General features: G+C 69.7%; 16 protein-coding genes and 1 pseudogene. 11 read left to right on the top strand and 6 right to left on the bottom strand.

Annotation, left to right across the window (positions count from 1 at the left end):
- The 4 genes from AB0C27_RS53865 to AB0C27_RS53880 all read left to right on the top strand — a co-directional run bounded on the left by AB0C27_RS53865 (nt 1) and on the right by AB0C27_RS53880 (nt 3,902).
- The gene (locus AB0C27_RS53865; protein ID WP_357862659.1) at nt 1-732 is read left to right on the top strand and encodes a hypothetical protein; all 732 of its coding nucleotides are present in this window, start codon (nt 1-3) and stop codon (nt 730-732) included.
- A 310-nt stretch (nt 733-1,042) separates the two neighbouring features.
- Entirely contained in the window at nt 1,043-1,282 is a 240-nt protein-coding gene (locus AB0C27_RS53870; protein ID WP_357862661.1) for a hypothetical protein, read from the top strand.
- A gap of 737 nt (nt 1,283-2,019) precedes the next feature.
- Entirely contained in the window at nt 2,020-3,297 is a 1,278-nt protein-coding gene (locus AB0C27_RS53875; protein WP_357862663.1) for a hypothetical protein, read from the top strand.
- A 227-nt stretch (nt 3,298-3,524) separates the two neighbouring features.
- Nucleotides 3,525-3,902 carry a hypothetical protein gene (locus AB0C27_RS53880; RefSeq protein ID WP_357862665.1) on the top strand — a complete coding sequence of 126 codons (378 nt, stop codon included), beginning with the start codon at nt 3,525-3,527 and terminating at the stop codon, nt 3,900-3,902.
- Between the two features lie 100 nt (nt 3,903-4,002).
- On the opposite strand, the gene AB0C27_RS53885 is transcribed toward AB0C27_RS53880, so the two are convergent.
- Nucleotides 4,003-5,238: a hypothetical protein gene (locus AB0C27_RS53885; protein ID WP_357862667.1), complete on the bottom strand. Its 1,236-nt coding sequence runs from the start codon at nt 5,236-5,238 to the stop codon at nt 4,003-4,005.
- Between the two features lie 431 nt (nt 5,239-5,669).
- On the opposite strand from AB0C27_RS53885, the gene AB0C27_RS53890 reads away from it, so the two are divergent.
- From AB0C27_RS53890 to AB0C27_RS53900, 3 genes are all read left to right on the top strand, one after another.
- Nucleotides 5,670-5,864, top strand: a complete 195-nt coding sequence (locus AB0C27_RS53890) for a hypothetical protein (protein ID WP_357862669.1) — start codon at nt 5,670-5,672, stop codon at nt 5,862-5,864.
- A 64-nt stretch (nt 5,865-5,928) separates the two neighbouring features.
- Complete coding sequence (locus AB0C27_RS53895) at nt 5,929-6,303, top strand: STAS domain-containing protein (RefSeq protein WP_357862671.1); 375 nt, start codon at nt 5,929-5,931, stop codon at nt 6,301-6,303.
- Nucleotides 6,304-6,621: 318 nt separating this feature from the next.
- Complete coding sequence (locus tag AB0C27_RS53900) at nt 6,622-7,287, top strand: HNH endonuclease family protein (protein WP_357862673.1); 666 nt, start codon at nt 6,622-6,624, stop codon at nt 7,285-7,287.
- A 41-nt stretch (nt 7,288-7,328) separates the two neighbouring features.
- Here the strand turns inward: AB0C27_RS53900 and AB0C27_RS53905 are convergent, their stop codons facing one another.
- The 3 genes from AB0C27_RS53905 to AB0C27_RS53915 form a co-directional block, all read right to left on the bottom strand.
- Nucleotides 7,329-7,724, bottom strand: a complete 396-nt coding sequence (locus AB0C27_RS53905) for a tyrosine-type recombinase/integrase (protein ID WP_357862675.1) — start codon at nt 7,722-7,724, stop codon at nt 7,329-7,331.
- Between the two features lie 874 nt (nt 7,725-8,598).
- Complete coding sequence (locus tag AB0C27_RS53910; protein WP_357862677.1) at nt 8,599-9,456, bottom strand: hypothetical protein; 858 nt, start codon at nt 9,454-9,456, stop codon at nt 8,599-8,601.
- A 185-nt stretch (nt 9,457-9,641) separates the two neighbouring features.
- On the bottom strand, nt 9,642-10,382 hold the full coding sequence (locus tag AB0C27_RS53915; RefSeq protein ID WP_357862679.1) for a TetR/AcrR family transcriptional regulator: 741 nt from the start codon (nt 10,380-10,382) through the stop codon (nt 9,642-9,644).
- Between the two features lie 93 nt (nt 10,383-10,475).
- On the opposite strand from AB0C27_RS53915, the gene AB0C27_RS53920 reads away from it, so the two are divergent.
- The 3 genes from AB0C27_RS53920 (at nt 10,476) to AB0C27_RS53930 (ending at nt 12,856) form a co-directional block, all read left to right on the top strand.
- Nucleotides 10,476-11,465, top strand: a complete 990-nt coding sequence (locus tag AB0C27_RS53920; RefSeq protein ID WP_357862681.1) for a zinc-dependent alcohol dehydrogenase family protein — start codon at nt 10,476-10,478, stop codon at nt 11,463-11,465.
- Between the two features lie 51 nt (nt 11,466-11,516).
- On the top strand, nt 11,517-11,846 hold the full coding sequence (locus AB0C27_RS53925) for a nuclear transport factor 2 family protein (protein WP_357862683.1): 330 nt from the start codon (nt 11,517-11,519) through the stop codon (nt 11,844-11,846).
- A gap of 350 nt (nt 11,847-12,196) precedes the next feature.
- Nucleotides 12,197-12,856: a recombinase family protein gene (locus AB0C27_RS53930; RefSeq protein ID WP_357862685.1), complete on the top strand. Its 660-nt coding sequence runs from the start codon at nt 12,197-12,199 to the stop codon at nt 12,854-12,856.
- Nucleotides 12,857-12,869: 13 nt separating this feature from the next.
- Here the strand turns inward: AB0C27_RS53930 and AB0C27_RS53935 are convergent, their stop codons facing one another.
- Nucleotides 12,870-13,040 (bottom strand): hypothetical protein, encoded by a 171-nt coding sequence (locus tag AB0C27_RS53935; RefSeq protein ID WP_357862687.1) that lies wholly within the window; start codon nt 13,038-13,040, stop codon nt 12,870-12,872.
- A 245-nt stretch (nt 13,041-13,285) separates the two neighbouring features.
- Nucleotides 13,286-13,429: a hypothetical protein gene (locus AB0C27_RS53940; RefSeq protein WP_357862689.1), complete on the bottom strand. Its 144-nt coding sequence runs from the start codon at nt 13,427-13,429 to the stop codon at nt 13,286-13,288.
- A gap of 270 nt (nt 13,430-13,699) precedes the next feature.
- Between AB0C27_RS53940 and AB0C27_RS53945 the strand changes: the two are divergent.
- Nucleotides 13,700-15,730 (top strand): annotated as a pseudogene (locus AB0C27_RS53945) (hypothetical protein); the annotation flags it as partial.

Raw genomic sequence — 15,730 nt, forward strand, 5'->3', positions numbered from 1 at the left:
ATGACCATCACCACCTCGACCATCACCGCGGCCAGCATCGACACCCGCTCCACCGACAGCATGACGCCCAGCCCGGGGGCGTGTTCCGACCTGCAGCTGACACGCCAGATCGACGCGCGCACCGGCATGCCCTGGACCCGCACGCAGACGCGGGTGCTGGGCGAGGCTCAGATCCGCATCTTCGAGGCGCTGTGCCGGATCACCGGTCGGCGGCCGCACGAACTGGCCACCGACCTGGTCCTGCAGGCGCTGCGCGAACTCTGCTACGACCCCGAGGTGCAGAAGGTCATCGCGGAGATCTCTGAGGCGCTGGCCGACCCCGACCGGGGGCCGTGGTGCCGGATGTGCGGCTGCACCGATGAGGCCGCCTGCGCCGGCGGCTGTGCCTGGACGCCCGACCCGCTGCTACTAGGCGACCTGTGCAGTGCCTGCTTGCCCCGCGTGACCCGGGCCGTGGGCGAGATCTCCGAGGCCGCGGCGATCGGCGAGTTGCTGGAGTACCTGCCGCACGCCGACGCCGCCGAGCTGATGACGCTGGCCCGCACCTGCCCGGCCGACCACATCGCCCACTACGCCGTCCAGGCCGGCGCCTTGCTGGAAGGGCTGCGCGCCGAGCTGACCGCCGTGGTGACCGATGCGCACCAGCAGGCCCAGGCCGCCGAAAAGTGGCTCGCCGAGTTGGAGAGCGACGATGGCATCGAAGCCTCCGCTACCACGCTGGGCGTGGTCTGAGTGCCGCACGCTGCTTTCTCTGCCAGCCTCGCCTGCCTTCTCCTTGCCGCACGAGGATGCTTTTGCGCTGAAAGGGTTCAGGAAAGCTCATACGGCTGCGGTCATGGTGGGGACGTGACGGCCGTGCCGAAAGCCTGCCGGTCAACACGCGGGCACGACACAGATGCGGCATGTGTGCCTGCTTGCCTGCTTCGCGGTACCGGAGTTGCGACTGCAGGACAGGCCATGATCAGAAATACGGAAAGTTGTTACGCGACACGCCTCGGCGAACATGGATCCCGGGATCGTGCTTGCGCCATCATTAGCGACCATGAGCGGAAGCAGACCCGGACCACCGAAGACAGTGGTCGCCAAACACCCGCTGTCGTGGACCGACGCCGAGCTGTACAACAAGGTGAAGGCTCTCGAAACCGAGTGGGGCTTGCCACTGGCACGCACGATCGAGCGCCTGGTTGCTCAAGCCCTCGATCACAGACCGGTGCCCAGCGAGCAGAAGCAACTCCCGCTCGATCACGACGACACACCCAGCAGCACCAAGGTGGCTGCCTAGCCATCGGGCAGGCGCGCCCCTACGAAGGAGATCTCCCAGAACGCAAGAAAGCCCCGCAGCGCGGGGCGTTCTCGAATGACGAGCGATCCACTACGTCGTTCGGCTCGCAAATGGTTTGGCGGCCTCGTGAGCTGAGCGACAAGGAGAATCGTCCGGCTGTAACCGCGTCGGCCTGGATGGCCGCACGCGGGCTTTGTTACCCCTCCACTGGATCGAGGAGGCTCCGCCATGATAACCGGCGGACGAGAGATCATGCCAACATGCCCGGCGGCATGACGGGGCGTGTCGGGACAGGAATGTCCAAAACGGCACTCCAAATGCGCCGCTGCGGGCGGCTTTGGTCAGCTTTCACCGGCGTGTCGCACCGTTGGATCCCGGCCGTGAGAACCGACGCGCCGGGCGGTAGCCGAGCGGCGCGAGACGTCGGTGACGGCTCGCCGTGCCATGTCCGGTGCGCAGGTCATTTCCGTCTGTTCGGGGAGTACCCGCCCCTCCTTGGCTCGCCGGCCGTGCCCTGCGGCCTGGCGCCCGACTGTCTTGAGGAGTTGCCCTTGGCATGAGTAGAGCCCCGCCGAAGCGGGGCCCCCTCCTAATCACATATCGCGCAGGACCTGCTGTTTCGCCCCCGGTGTCGCATGCCATGGCGATCAGCTCTGTTCATTGCGCCCTGTTTCGCGCTTGGAGTCACGATAAGCACTCGCCAAGCGTTCTGTGAAGTGCGCCCTGAAACAGAGGGCGTGTCGCAGGACGCCTCACCGTTTCTGGTGCCTGTCATCCCTGATGGGCATGTCCTCGCACCCAGCAAGATCGTGTGGCTGGAGTGCGATGCCTACGTGGTGGGCACGAGCTGGCATCGCCGCGACTGGATGCGCAACTATCAGCGGGTGGGCGAGGCGCTGGTGCGCAACACCGAGCCATGGATGCAGACCCGGCACGGTATGACGTGGAAGTCGCTGGCGGGTGATGCCGGCGTGTCCCGCTCGACGCTGGCAGATCGGCTGCAGTGGCGACGCGAACACGGCCTGATCGCGGTGGTGCAGACGGGGTCGACGGTGGAGACGCGGGAAGGCACCGGGTGGGGCCGGTGGGATGACGGGCTGGGCAACATCGCAGCGGAGTACGCGTTGATCTGCCCGGTGGCGGTGCTGGAGGCGCTGTACGGGGAGTTCTGGGCGGAGGAACTCGGCGTGGAGGACGGCTCCTGTTATGTGGAGCGGCCGCGGCGGGGGACGCAGGCGTCCATCGTGGCCAACCCGGCATGGGAGGAGGTGCCGTGGCCGTGCGAGACGCGGATCTCACGGCCTAAGTTTCCGCAGGTCGAGCAGGGTGTTAATCAAACTCGGACGCTCCGGTTTTCACTGGCTGATCTTTCCTCGGAACCTGTCCCTATCGCGAGGCGCCTCATCCAAACGCTGGCGCCGTTTCCGCTGACCGCTTGTCCATCAACGCGGGGGGAGCGCATTTGGGCGGGTGAGCGGGTGCGGGCCGAGCATGTGACGGTGCGGGGGTTGTCGGCGCGGGATCTGGGCCGGATCGGACGGCCGTTGTTCCAGCTCGGGGCGACGCTAGGGGACTTCATCCACGTGCTCAACGTGCATCCGGTGCAGGGCCAGTGGGCGAGTCCGGCGACGGGGTTGGGCGAGCGCCGCAGCTGGTCAGCTCTGGTGCGGCTGCGCCGGCGGCTAGAGGCGCGAGTGGCGGCCTGGATCGGCCCAGACGGCGCTCTAGTAGCGCCCTTGCCGTCGCAGGCTGCCGCCCGCGCCCACCAGGAGGCGCGGGCGGATACGGGGGGTGGCTGGCGGGAGCGACTGGAGCAGGCGGTCGCGCAACCGGACCCGCCGAAGCCCCAGCAGGTGGCGGCAGCCTGTACCCCCTCGATGCCCCCGCAGGCGCGGGCTGGGCTCCGGGAGCGGCTGGCGGCGGCACGCGCGTCATGGACGGCCGCACGGGAATCGCGGGTGCCGGGAGCGCTGCTTCGGGCACGCCGCCGGGCGGCGTTGGAGCGAGGCGAATGACCATCTGCGATCTACAAAGTACAGGCCGCCGGGCTTCACACCTTCAAGAGGGTCAACCTCCTGCGGCAACCGCTCCCCGCCCTCTCATATCGGACATCCATTCTGTTCCTTGGACATCGATGCAGGAAGCGCCCACCACAACGGTCCCGCACTTGGCCCACTGCGGAAGATCCAATCGACACTGTGCGCGCCTGTACTTTGTAGATTCACCTAAGACCTGTCCCGCCTTGGGTCCTCGCCAGGCGCAGCATCTGCCACCCGTCCGCGCCCGCCTCCACGCGCCAGCTCGGGGCCGCTGGCGTCGCAACCTGACCAGCCCGTACCGCTTCACCGACAGCCCCCGCCCCTCCGGCGATGAGGCCCTGGCCGCCCTGACCCTGCTGGCCAGCTTGCGGGACTGGCTGGCCGATGTCGAGCCCGCCCTGATCGCCGCCGCCCGCGACGCTGGCGTCACCTGGGACGTGCTCGCGCGGGTCGAGGAGTTGATTGGCCGTCCGGTGACGGGGTGGGATCAGGACGAGTCCAGCCGCTCCGTCCACGGCACGTCGTCCTGGTACCCCCTGCATGAAAGCCCCGCGACCGCCTACAGCCGTCATCTCAGGTGAAGCGGACCTCTTGGCATGAGCTCGCCTGCGGGCGAGGCCTTCGCGGACCGCCTTTCAACCCCCACACCCTCGCGCCAGGGCATGGTGTCGGCCGGGCGGCCTACCGTGGACAGTCGTCCCCCCTTGTGTGAAGGAGCGGATCGTCTGGCCAGATGGGGAAGGGGGGTTGCTCGATCTCCAGGAGTAAGGCCGGAGCGTCCTCGCCAGAGCTGGTGGCGTCGTCGGACGCGGCGCCGGTCTCCTTTTCCTCCCCGGCTTGTGGTTTTGCCGCTTGCGCCGTTCTGATGGCTCCGGCAAGGTCCACCATGGACTGCCAGGCCGGCCCGTACCGAGCCCGTGCAGCGATGGGATGGTGCACCAGCGCGCTGGAAGCGGGCGGGGTACTGGCGGGGCTCACCTGTCCCGGAATCGGCTCGATCACGTGCGGTGCCTGCTGCCACGGCAAGCCGAGCCGGCAGGACAAGTGCTCGGCGCAGGCGTCGTCCAGCGCTGACGGCAGGTGGTCGGTGAAGGCGATGTCGGAGGCGGAGGCAGCCGGGGAGGTGCCCGGCGGTTCTGGAGGCGGTGCGGTCATTCCGGTGATCTTCGCGATTGCCTCGGGGTGACCGGTTTCGGCGGCGAGCTGGTAGAAGCAGCGGGCGATGCTGGCTCTGGTGGCGCCGCCCGCCTCCAGGGCGCAGCCGTGCTGGTAGGCGACGTCAGCGGCCTGCAGGCGCAGGTCGTCGGCGTCCTGCAGTGCTCGCGCGGCTTCGTGGCCGGCGTCGACGGCCCGGCGGAGCCAGCCCATGCCGTCGTGGCCCCAGCCGCGCAGCAGGGTGAACAGCGCCAGGTGAAAGCAGGCCTCAGCGTCGCCGTTCAGGGCCATGCGGGTCAGACGAGCGGCGATACGGCCGTGGACGTCGAGGTAGCACTGGGTGATCTCCTCGGCGGTCAGCCGATCGGCAGACAACATCGTGGCGGGGCCGGCTAAGGCAGGAAGGACGGCGGCTCGATCGTCCGAGGCGGTGACCGGCCGGTCACCATGCCGGGCGTGGAGCAAGCGGGTCCTCCAGATCTCCATGTCCATGGGGCCGAGGTCCAAGCTCCCGTCCCGGGCCGCCTCATGGCAGGCCGCGACGTAGGAGGCCACCCAGCTCCACGGCGGCAGACGACGCCGTTTGCCGCTGAGGACCTCCTGGGTGGTGCTGGCGGCGAGCTCGCGCCCCTCCCTGCCGTTGGGCAGCGGTTTGCGAGACAACTTGCGCAGCTGGGACAGGGGCGGCTTGCCGGCCTGGTCCCTCAACTCATTGAGCTGGTGGATGAAAGCGCGATGTGAGGCGCTTTGCTGTTGCGTCATCGCTTTTGGTCGATTCGTGATCTCTGATGGGGGGCGTCACGCCGTGATTAGGGGGATCTACGAATCGTGACGGCAGTCATGTTGCCACCGATACGGGGCAAGCCGCGCGCCGATCACCCATTCGAGGTTGTTCGGCATGGCCTGCAGAAAGGCAGGCCGTGCCGGCACGGCAGGTCCAGGTGGTTCTCGACGAGCGTCGAAGGAAGCCGAACGAAGCCGAACACCTCTCGCTTCCGGCTCAAGGCCGACCGGGTTCGTTCCCGTTCGCACCGCGTCTGGCGTACCGCATCGACATCGTTCGGCCCTGTTTGAACCGCTGGTGACGGCACGCCCGGAGCGGGCAAAGTCATCGCCGCCGTGCCTTCCTGCATTGCGTTACAGGTCGGCGCGCCCGATGACCGTGACCCCTTCACAACGCCGTGAGGAACGCCATGAACAACACCCGGGGACTATGGGTGGCCGTGATCATCACCGCCGGTCTCATCGTCGCCTTCGCCGGCGGCGGCCTGGCCTGGCTCGGCGGCACCCCCGCGCCGCTGGCCGTGCTGGCCGGAGCGGCCGGCTTCGCCGGCTTCGTCGGCCTCGCCGTGGCCGTCATGGCGTTCCTGACGCGTGTTCAGGACTGACCTCGTGGCCGCCGTCGATCGTTCCCATCCCGCCAGAAGGTCCACACGCTGCCGGGGAGCCGCGATGAGCCCGCCCACGTTCGCCTGCCAGCACATGCCCGGCGTCACCGTGATCTCGGTGGCCGGCGACCTGGAAGCCGCCAACGCCGACCAACTCGATGCCTTCGTCGCCCGCGCCCGCCGCCGGCCCGGCGACCACGTGGTGCTCGACCTGAGCGAGGTGCCGTTCGTGGGCCAGGCGGGCCTGCGCGTGCTGCTCAACGTCCGGGCCCTGGTCCGCAGGCACGGCGGCGACCTGCATCTGGCCGCCCTGCAGGAATCGCCCGCCCGCGTCCTGAACGCCACCGGTGCCGCACCCGTGCTGACCGTCCATCACAGCGTGCAGCAGGCCATCCTCACGGCCCTGCACGCCAGCCATAGCCTGCGGAACAAGCCGTAGCCACCAGCGCAAGGGATAGAGCTCGACCAGCCGCGGGAGGGCCTCTATGGCGGCGACGGTGTTGGCCTTGCGCCTGGCCACCGTCCTCAGGCGGGTCTTGTAGCCGCGTACGGGGAAGTCGCGGTCGCGCGCGTCGGTCAGCGGGTCGGCGCTCGACGGACGGCGGCTTGCAGCGCGGCAGGCACATCGCGCGCCTCGACCGATGGCCGCGCCAGGTAGGCGATCATCACCATCCTGCTACTGCGGCACATGCCGGCCACTGCTATCACTGTGAGTGACTGATATCCACTCATAGTGATGTCGTTGAGCTGGAGGACCATGCTTCTCCCCCTGCGCTGCGCGGCTCTTGTCGCCGGCAGCCTCATCCCCATCGCCGTGGCGGCGCCGCCTGCCACCGCTCATCGCGCGCCGGCCGCGCCGCCGCCCCTGCTCCGGCAGGCCGTGGCCGACCTGCCCGTCACTGCCGAAGGCCGTACCGGATACAAGCGGACCAGCTTCAGGCACTGGGTCGACGGCGACGGCGACGGCTGCTCGGCCCGCAACGAGGTGCTCATTGCCGAGGCGATCGACAAGCCCGCCCAAGGCGCGCAATGCAAGCTGAGCGGCGGGATCTGGTACAGCTACTACGACGACACCATCGTCGACAACGCGTCCAAGCTCGACGTCGACCACATGGTGCCGCTGGCCGAGGCGTGGGATTCGGGCGCCTCAGCCTGGGACGCCAAGAAGCGCCAGGACTACGCCAACTACCTGGACCACCCCGAGCACCTGGTGGCCGTCACGGCACGTTCCAACCGGCAAAAGGCCGACAAGGACCCCGCGGACTGGCTGCCGATCGCGGCCGTGCGCTGCCGCTACATCGGCGAGTGGATTGCGATCAAGCGCCACTGGGGGCTGGCCATCGACGAACGCGAGAAGACCGCCCTCACCGAGCAGGCCGCCGCGTGCCCCAACGCGCCGCTGGCCCTTCCGCCCGCCCGCTGAACCGCCCGGGGGTTGCCACTGGCGCCGTACAGAGCGTGCCGTCACAGGCCGGTGACCGGGTTGTCGGTCCAGCGGTCGGCGTCCTCCAGGTAGCCGAGCAGGGCGGCGGAGCCGTCGGCCCAGCCGCCGTGCCGGCCGATGCGCTCCAGGTCGGCGCCCGCGCGGCGGGCGGCGGTGGCGAACCCCCGGCGCAGCGAGTGACCGGTCCACGCGCCGGTCAGCCCGGCCGCCCGGGCCGCGGTGCGGACGATATCGGTCACGGTCTCGGCGGTCAGTCGGCCGTGCGGGTCGCCGATTGTTCTGCCGTGGCGGACCGGCGGGCGGGCGACGTGACCGCCCTTGGCGATGCGCACGAACAGCGGGCCGGACGTTCGCCCGGTCTGCGCCAGGCCCGCGAGGTAGGCGCGCACGGCGCGCACCGGGCAGGTGGCGGGCACTTTGCCGTACGGGACGGCGACCTGCGTGTACTTTTAGCTTGGGTCGGTAGACGGTGACGTCCAGGCCCTCGTCGGTCTCGGTGACGTCGGCGAGGTCGAGGGCGACCAGCTCGCCGGCGCGGGCAGCGGCGGCATACCCCAGCAGGAACAGGGCTGCGTCGCGTTGCCCGGCCAGAGTGGTGCGGTCACGGGTGGCCAGCATGGCGCGCAGCGCGTCTGGCACGGCTGGGGCGGCCTTGCGCGGCAGCGCGGCCGGCTCCTTGGCCAGGGCCAGGCGGGCGCGGTAGGCGGCAAGCAGGGTGCGGGCGGCCTTGGTCTCCGGCGGGGGGTGGCCGGCCAAGCGGTGGGTGGTGCGGATCGCGGCCAGCGCGCGCTCGATGCCGGAGGGCGAACGCGGCGTGCCGCGCCGCGCGGTGGGAGTGATGATCAGGTGCCGGGCGTACTCGGTGACGGTCTCGGCGGTGGCCGGAAGCGGGTGCCACCGGAATACGGCAGAAACGGGCCGCCTCCGTCCGAAGCCGCAGGTCAGGGGGTACGACTCCCCCAGTGTTTTGGCTGTGGATAACCTCGCTCAGCAGGGGACCGGATTGGCGCACGGAGCGCCTCTCGGGAGCTGACCTGGGCAGACGTCGGACTAGATACGGGACAGTCCTCAGGTTCTGTCTGGTTAGGCCCTCGACGCGGCCCATGTCCGCCGTATTCCGGTGGCACCCGGGAAGCACCGTCCGGCCACGCTCGGTGCACCAGGCGGTGAACGCTGTCATGTCGCCGGCGTACGCGCGCCGGGTCGAGGCGGGCACCGCGTCGGTCAGCGCCTGCAGTGTCCCCTGGCTCAGTGTGAAGTCGGCGGCGGCGGTGTGCGGCAGCAGCGCGCTCACTCTTCACTCCAGACCAGGTCAGCGCCGGGCGAGGGCCGCGTGGCGATCCTCTTCCAGATCTGCGTGCCCCGATAGGGGTCGTGCAGCTGAGCTTCGGCGGCGGACAGCCGGAGCGAGGCCGTCACGAGAAACTGGCAGCACCAGGCGACATCCTGCGGCGTGGGCGCGTAGGTGTCCGGCGCCCGGTACTCTCGCCGGCCGTTGATGAAGTCGACGATGTCCGGCGTGAGCAGGCCGAATCGGTGTGCCGCCGCGAAGTCCACGCCGATCAGCGTGAGCCGGGTGGCCGCCTGCAGGGCCATGACGATCTCGGTCACGGCGGCGATCTGCTGGGCCAGTTCCTGATGGCGGCCGCCCACCCGCTTCCTGCGGCCGTCTTCCGGCGGGTACAGCACCCCCGCGATCTCCCCGTCCCGCAGCGGGCGGTTGATGGTGGGGCCCAGGCGCAGCACCGCCTTGCGGGCGTAGTCCTGATCGAGCGGCGAGGTCTGGAAGAGTTCCTCGAACGCCTCCGCCAGGGCGACCATGGCCGCCAGCTGCTTGCCGTCGGCGCTGGCGGCCTCGGCCTGGCGGACCAGGTCGCGCACCGGCGGCTGCGGGATCACGTCGGCCATCGACACGGCCGCGTAGTCCAGCTGGAAGACCAGCGGGGTGCTGGCCTCCAGGAACGTGGTGGTGTCGATGGCGGCCAGATCGATGGTGGGCTGGTCGGGATGGCCGCCGTTGTGCTTGAGCGTGTTGCGGTCCTTCTCGGCCCTCTGCTCCCGAACGCGTCCCCAGCCGCCAGGTAGCTGAAGGGGGCCGGCGGCGTAGGTAGCGGCGCGATCGGCCAGCCAGGACAGGAACATGCGCACCCGGAAGCGGGTAGATGCAGCTGAGTCTCGGCCGATAGCGGCGTGCGCTCCAGCGCCGGTGTACTCGCCGAGCGCCACGTCGTAGGAGGCGGCAGCCGGGTGGGGCGGGGTGCTTGGACGGCGCTTCGTAATCTCGGAAGCAGACCCAGGCTCCGACGAGAGGCCGGAACGCGCAATCCCGGAAGTCACACCTGGCTTCGATGTCGGCGATCGTCTCGGTCACCGTCGGGCAGTGCGAGTGACCTGATCAGGTCACTCATCTCGGCGCGGTACAGGTCGCCGGGCTGGCGAGCCTGCGGGCCGAGATGCCCGTAGACCTCCAGCGCGACCAGGCCGTGCATGCGTCCCCACAGCCGCAGCGCCAGGGCGAGGGCCGCGGGTGGCAGGTCGGGGAAGGCTTCGCGGACGGTGCCCACCAGTTCGGGAGCGAACGCCTCCCAGGTGCAGTTGTCGTCCTGGACGGCCTTGGCGTACGGCCAGGCCGCCGCGGCCAGCGCGGTGAGGCCCAGGCATGCCTGCTTGGAGGGTTCGGGCGCGGGCCCACCGGCAGGTGGCTGATAACCGGGCACGGGATCGCCGTAGATCAACCGGAAGCCCTGGGGATTGGCCAGCGACCATTCGCGCAGCGCGGTGGCCCATGCCAGGATCCGGCCGGCGACGTCGTCGGCCGGAAGGGCGTCGCGGGCGGCTTCCACGTGGTCGACGAGCGCGGTGTACACGTCGTTGATCAACTCGGTGATCAGGGCATCACGGGTGTCGAAGTAACTGTAGACGGCGCTGCCGCTCATCTCCAGGTCCCGGGCGATGGCCCGCAACGAGATCGCGTCCGGTCCGCCCTCCGCCATGTGCCGCAAGGCGGTCGCCTTGATGTCTGCGGTGGTCTGCGCCCGCAGTCGCGCCCGTCGCCCAAGTGTCTGCTTTCCCACAGTTGACATCGTACAGCGTTCCGTTAAAGTGCGGCATACAAAAACTGTGCACCGCACGGAAATAGTGCGGCATTCATGATTAGGGAGAACGACATGGCGAACGTGGTGGTCTTCGATCGGCTGGGCGGCCCGGAGGTGCTCCGGCTCACCGAGGTGCCGCTGGCCGAGCCGGGCGAGGGCGAAGCGCGGGTTCGCATCGACGCGATCGGGCTCAACCGGGCCGAGGCGCTGTTTCGCGCGGGCGGGTACTACTACCAGCCCACCCTTCCCGCCTCGCGCCTGGGCAGCGAGGCGGCGGGCGTCGTGGAGGCGGTCGGACCAGGAGTGCAGGGCTTCGTTCCGGGTGACCCGGTGAGCGTGCTGTCGGTCGGCATGGGCATGTCAGAACACGGCGTCTACGCCGACCGTGCCATCGTGAAGGCGGACACCCTCCTGGCGCGCCCCGAGTGGATGGACGCGCCCATCGGGGCCGCGACCTGGCTCTCCTACCTGACCGCCTACGGAGCGCTGCTGGAGGTCGGCCGCCTCCAGCCTGGTGATCACGTGCTCATCACCGCCGCCTCCAGCAGCGTCGGAACGGCGGCCCTCCAGGTCGCGGGCCAGATCGGGGCCGTGCCGATCGCCGTGACGCGCAGCGCCGCCAAGACTGAGCACCTCTTGCGGGCCGGGGCCGGTCACGTCATCGCGACCGACGGGGACGACCTGGCCGAACGCGTACGGGAGATCACCCACGGAAAGGGCGCGCGCATTGTGTTCGACTCGGTGGGCGGACCGGAGCTCACCACACTCGCCCAGAACGTGGCCGAGGACGGCGCGCTGATCGTCTACGGCTGGCTGGACCCCCGCCCGGCGCCCCTGCCCATGAACTGGCCTCTCAACGTCCACGGCTACGGGGTCCATCTCGTCACGCGCGACGCCGACCGGATGCACCGGGCTCGCGCCTTCATCACCGCCGGCCTGCGTACCGGTGCGCTCGCCCCGGTGATCGACCGCACCTTCGACCTGAACGACATCGCCGAGGCCCACCGCTACATGGAAGCCAATGGCCAGACCGGCAAGATCGTCGTCACCGTACAGCACTGAACCGGAAGGAACACCCTGGTGAGCAGCACACACGCGGACACCATCAGACGCATGATCGACGCGATCAACGAACGGGAACCGACCCGCCGCCGTACGTTGATCGAACAAGCCTTCACACCCGACGGCGCCTACACCGACCCTGACGACGAGGTGCAGGGGCATGACGCGCTCAACGCACTGTTCGAGCGGCTCCAGCGTCAAGCTTCACCAGAACTGCGCTTCAGCCTGCTCGGCCCGGTCGACGCCCACCACCAGCAGGCCCGCTTCACCTGGCAGTACGGGATCGCCGGGACAGCGACTCCGCTAGCGACCGGTGGTGATGTCGCCGTCTTCCACAATGGCCGCATCCGCCACCTGTACGCCTTCTTCGACCAGGCTTGATCCTCGTGCACGACCGGGCGGCACTGGCCTGGCTCGAGTGCCGCCCCTTTGCCGGTCAACGGGGGTTCCTGAACCTGGGACAACCGTTGGGGCTGAGAAAGATCTTGCGGAGTCGGCCCCCGAATCTGTCCTCGGCCGCGAAGTAGGTATTGATCGTGGGGTGATGCCGCGCGAGAGCTGTCGGGATTAGAAGATTTAACGACACCCTCGGATTGGGACCCGCAAATCCTCTGGAAAACCGGACATCGAGCGACGAACCGTGACGTCAGGAGGTCGGTTCCGCACACGAATTGACGACAGTATTTTCCGACAGGAGAATCGGGGCTGCAACCCTTCCCGAGGAGAACCCGGTGCAGATCGTCTACTCCCGCGTCTCCACCGCGACCCAGTCCCTGCTGCGGCAGCGCCACATCCTCACCGAGGCCGGCCTTCTCGTGCGCACCGAAGGCGTCGCCGAGGGATTCCGGCCTGCCGACGGCGTCCTCCTCTTCGAGGACCCCGCCACGACCTCCAAGATCCCCGCCCTCGACCGGCCCGCCTTCGGCAAGATCGCCGCCAGGGCGCACCCCGGCGACACCCTGACGGTCTCGGAGCTGTTCCGGCTCTGCCGCGACCTGCTCGACATCCACGCCGTCCGCAACTGGTGCCAAGCCCGCGGCGTCGCCCTGCGCGTCCTGTCCGGACCGCTGTCGAACTTCCACGACCTCGCCGCCGAAGACGCCACCACCGCCGTCATCATCAACGTGATCACCGCCGTGGGCCAGTTCCAACGTGACATCCAGAATGAGCTCACCGTCGAGGGGATCGCCGCCGCCGAGGCCGAAGGCCGCTACCGCGGGCGGCCGCCCGCGCTGGACGGTGACCGGCGCGAGGACGTGCGGGCGGCCTTCGGCGAGGGCACCTCGATCGCGGCCCTGGCACGGGCTCATGGGGTAAGCCGGGCGGCCGTGCGAACCGCCCTGGCTGACCTGCTCCCCGGCCAGGGCGTCCTGCCTCGGTCATCGGCGTGATCGACGGGAAGGGTCAGGCGACCAGGTCGAGGTCAAGACGGCGACCCATGTCGATGTCGATCGTGCCGTACAGGTTGGCGTTGGACCAGAACAGGGGCGAAAGTCCTCGCTTGTCGGCGTCGGTCAGTCGCTTCTGCCAGGCGGGGTCCTTGAGGAGTTTGTCGCTCCCGCCCCCGCACCTCATGGCAGAGATCAGCGAGCGGGAATCCGTCCTGTGGGAGCGCCTCGCAGCGGGCCCGCGCCCCTCGCGGGACGCCAAGAAGCACGCCGCCGCCCGCGCGCCAGTACCGGACCTTCCCCGACCTGGCCATCGCGCGTGACTGGTGCGCCCACTGCAACATCTGGATTGACCCTGGTGAGAAGCGTCCCAATAACGGTGGTTATTGGGACGGTGTGGGGGCAGGCCGTACCAGCTCCCACACGCCCGTCTTATCGGCTGCTGTGGTGGGCGTCGGGCTGGGTGTTCGGGTCGGTGGAGCGTCGCCGCCGTACGTGGGCGGTGAGGTTAAGGGCGGCGGTGGCCAGGTTGAGGAGGGCCCCGATCACGGGGATCGCTTCGAGGATGTGGTGCATGTCCGGCTCCTTTTGTGCTTGGTCATCGGGGCGGTCCGGCCGGTGCCGCGTACTTGCCAGACCAAGCTCGCCCGGGTGGGGTCCGTACGGCATCGGATGCGGAGCAAGCCGGACGATTGGCCGTCTGCCGGGACCTGGGTGGGGCAGGCTGGTCAGCACCAACAGGCGAGTCGGTCGGTGCCGGAGATCAGGGGTTCGCCGCTCTTCGGCGGCGTGGGCGAACAGCGCGCAAGATCCCGGGGATGGGCCGCGGAGGCGGGAGCGGAGGCGGTGGAGATGGCAGACGGCGTAACGCCGGAGCCAGGCGCGAGGATCGCTCCGGAGTCCGTGCATACCCCCGGCGAGCTGGCCGCTGCGCTGGATGGGCTGCGCCGGGGCCGCTCATATTCGGAGCTGGGGCGGGCGGCGCGGCCGGATCGGTTGCCGGCCAGCACGCTGAGCGATCTGTTCGGCGGGGTCACGGTTCCGAGGGTGGAAACGCTGGAGGTGTACCTGCGCGCCTGCGGGGTGGACACCACCGGGAAAGCGGCCTGGCGAGCGGCGCTGGAACGGGCGATGACCGCATGTCCGCCGCTGGCCGGGACGGTGCGGGTGTCCCAGGCGCAGCCCCGGCTCCTGGGGGTGCACAAGGCCATCGATACTGACGGCGCGAGCGGGCCGCTGCCGGTCTACATCGAGCGGGACACTGATACCGAGCCCGGCGGAGTCCGCGCGCGGCTGGCCGCAGCGATGCAGGGCGGTGGGCTGGTGGTGCTGGTGGGCGGCTCCTCGGTGGGCAAGACCCGCTGCGCCTATGAGGCCGTCTCAGCGTTGATGCCGCAGTGGTGGCTGCTCCACCCCGGCGACGCCGCGCAGGTGCGCGAGCTGGCCGCCGAACCGGTGGAGAAGACGGTGGTGTGGCTGGACGAGCTGCAGCGCTACTTTTCTGCCGAGCACGGCCTGGACGCGGCCACGGTACGGGCGCTGCTGCGAGCCGGGGTGGTGCTGGTGGCCACCGTCTGGCCCGAGCGCTATGCCGCCTACACCAGAGCGCCCCAGCCCGGCGCGCCCGATGTGCACCAGAGAGAACGGGAGGTGCTGGACCTGGCTGACGTGGTGCACCTGCGGCCGCGGTTCAGCCTGACCGAGACCGAGCGGGCCCGCCAGGTGGCCGACCGCGATGCGCGCATCCGGCTGGCGCTGCAATCATCCGACTACGGCCTGACACAGGTGATCGCCGCCGCGCCGCAACTGGTCGACCGCTGGCGCGGCGCTGATGCGTACGCTGCGGCGGTGCTGGCCACTGCGATCGACCTGACCCGGCTCGGCGCACAGGCTCCGCTGAGCGCCGACCTGCTGCGCGCGGCCGCGCCCGGCTACTGCAACCGGCGCCAGCGCGCCACCGCCCCGGCCAACTGGTTCGAAAACGCTATGGCTTATGCCGTCGAGCCACTGCGCGGCGCGGCCGCCGCGCTGGCCCCGGTCGCAGTGGAGATGGGCCAGCCATCGGGCTACGTGGTGGCCGACTACCTGCTGCAGCACGTCGGCACCGAACGTCGCGCCGCCATCGTTCCCGCCAAAGTGTGGGAGGCCGTGCTGACACATCTGCACGACCCCGGCGATCAGACTCGCCTCGCTGTCCGCGCGGAGGACCGGCTGCTGTACTGCTACGCCGGACCCCTCTACCGGAAAGCCGCCGAGGCCGGCGACAGACTCCCCGCCGATCGGCTGGCCGAGCTGCTGGCTGAGCAGGGGGAGGTGGAGGAGGCACTCAGCCTCTTGCGGGCCGGGGTCGAGGTCGGCGACGAGTACGCCGCCTGGCGGCTGGTCGATCTGCTGGCTGAGCAAGGCCGAGTGGAGGAGCTGCGGGCGCGGGCTGAGGCCGGCGACGGGGCCGCCGCAGTGCGGCTGGCCGTGCAACTGGCTGAGCAGTTGGCTGAGCAGGGGGAGGTGGAGGAGGCACTCAGCCTCTTGCGGGCCGGGGTCGAGGCTGGCGACGAACTCGCCGCCAGGCAGCTGGCCGATCTGCTGGTCAAGCAGGGGGAGGTGGAGGAGGCACTCAGCCTCTTGCGGGCCGGGGTCGAGGTCGGCGACGAGTACGCCGCCTGGCGGCTGGTCGATCTGCTGGCTGAGCAAGGCCGAGTGGAGGAGCTGCGGGCGCGGGCTGAGGCCGGCGATGGGACCGCTGCCGGGTGGCTGGCTAGGCTGCTGGCTGAGCAAGGCCAAGTGGAGGAGCTGCGGGCGCGGGCTGAGGCCGGCGATGGGACCGCTGCCGGGTGGCTGGCTAGGCTGCTGGCTGAGCAAGGCCAAGTGGAGGAGCTG

The sequence above is a fragment of the Nonomuraea sp. NPDC048882 genome, assembly GCF_040649755.1.
Classification (GTDB): domain Bacteria; phylum Actinomycetota; class Actinomycetes; order Streptosporangiales; family Streptosporangiaceae; genus Nonomuraea; species Nonomuraea maheshkhaliensis.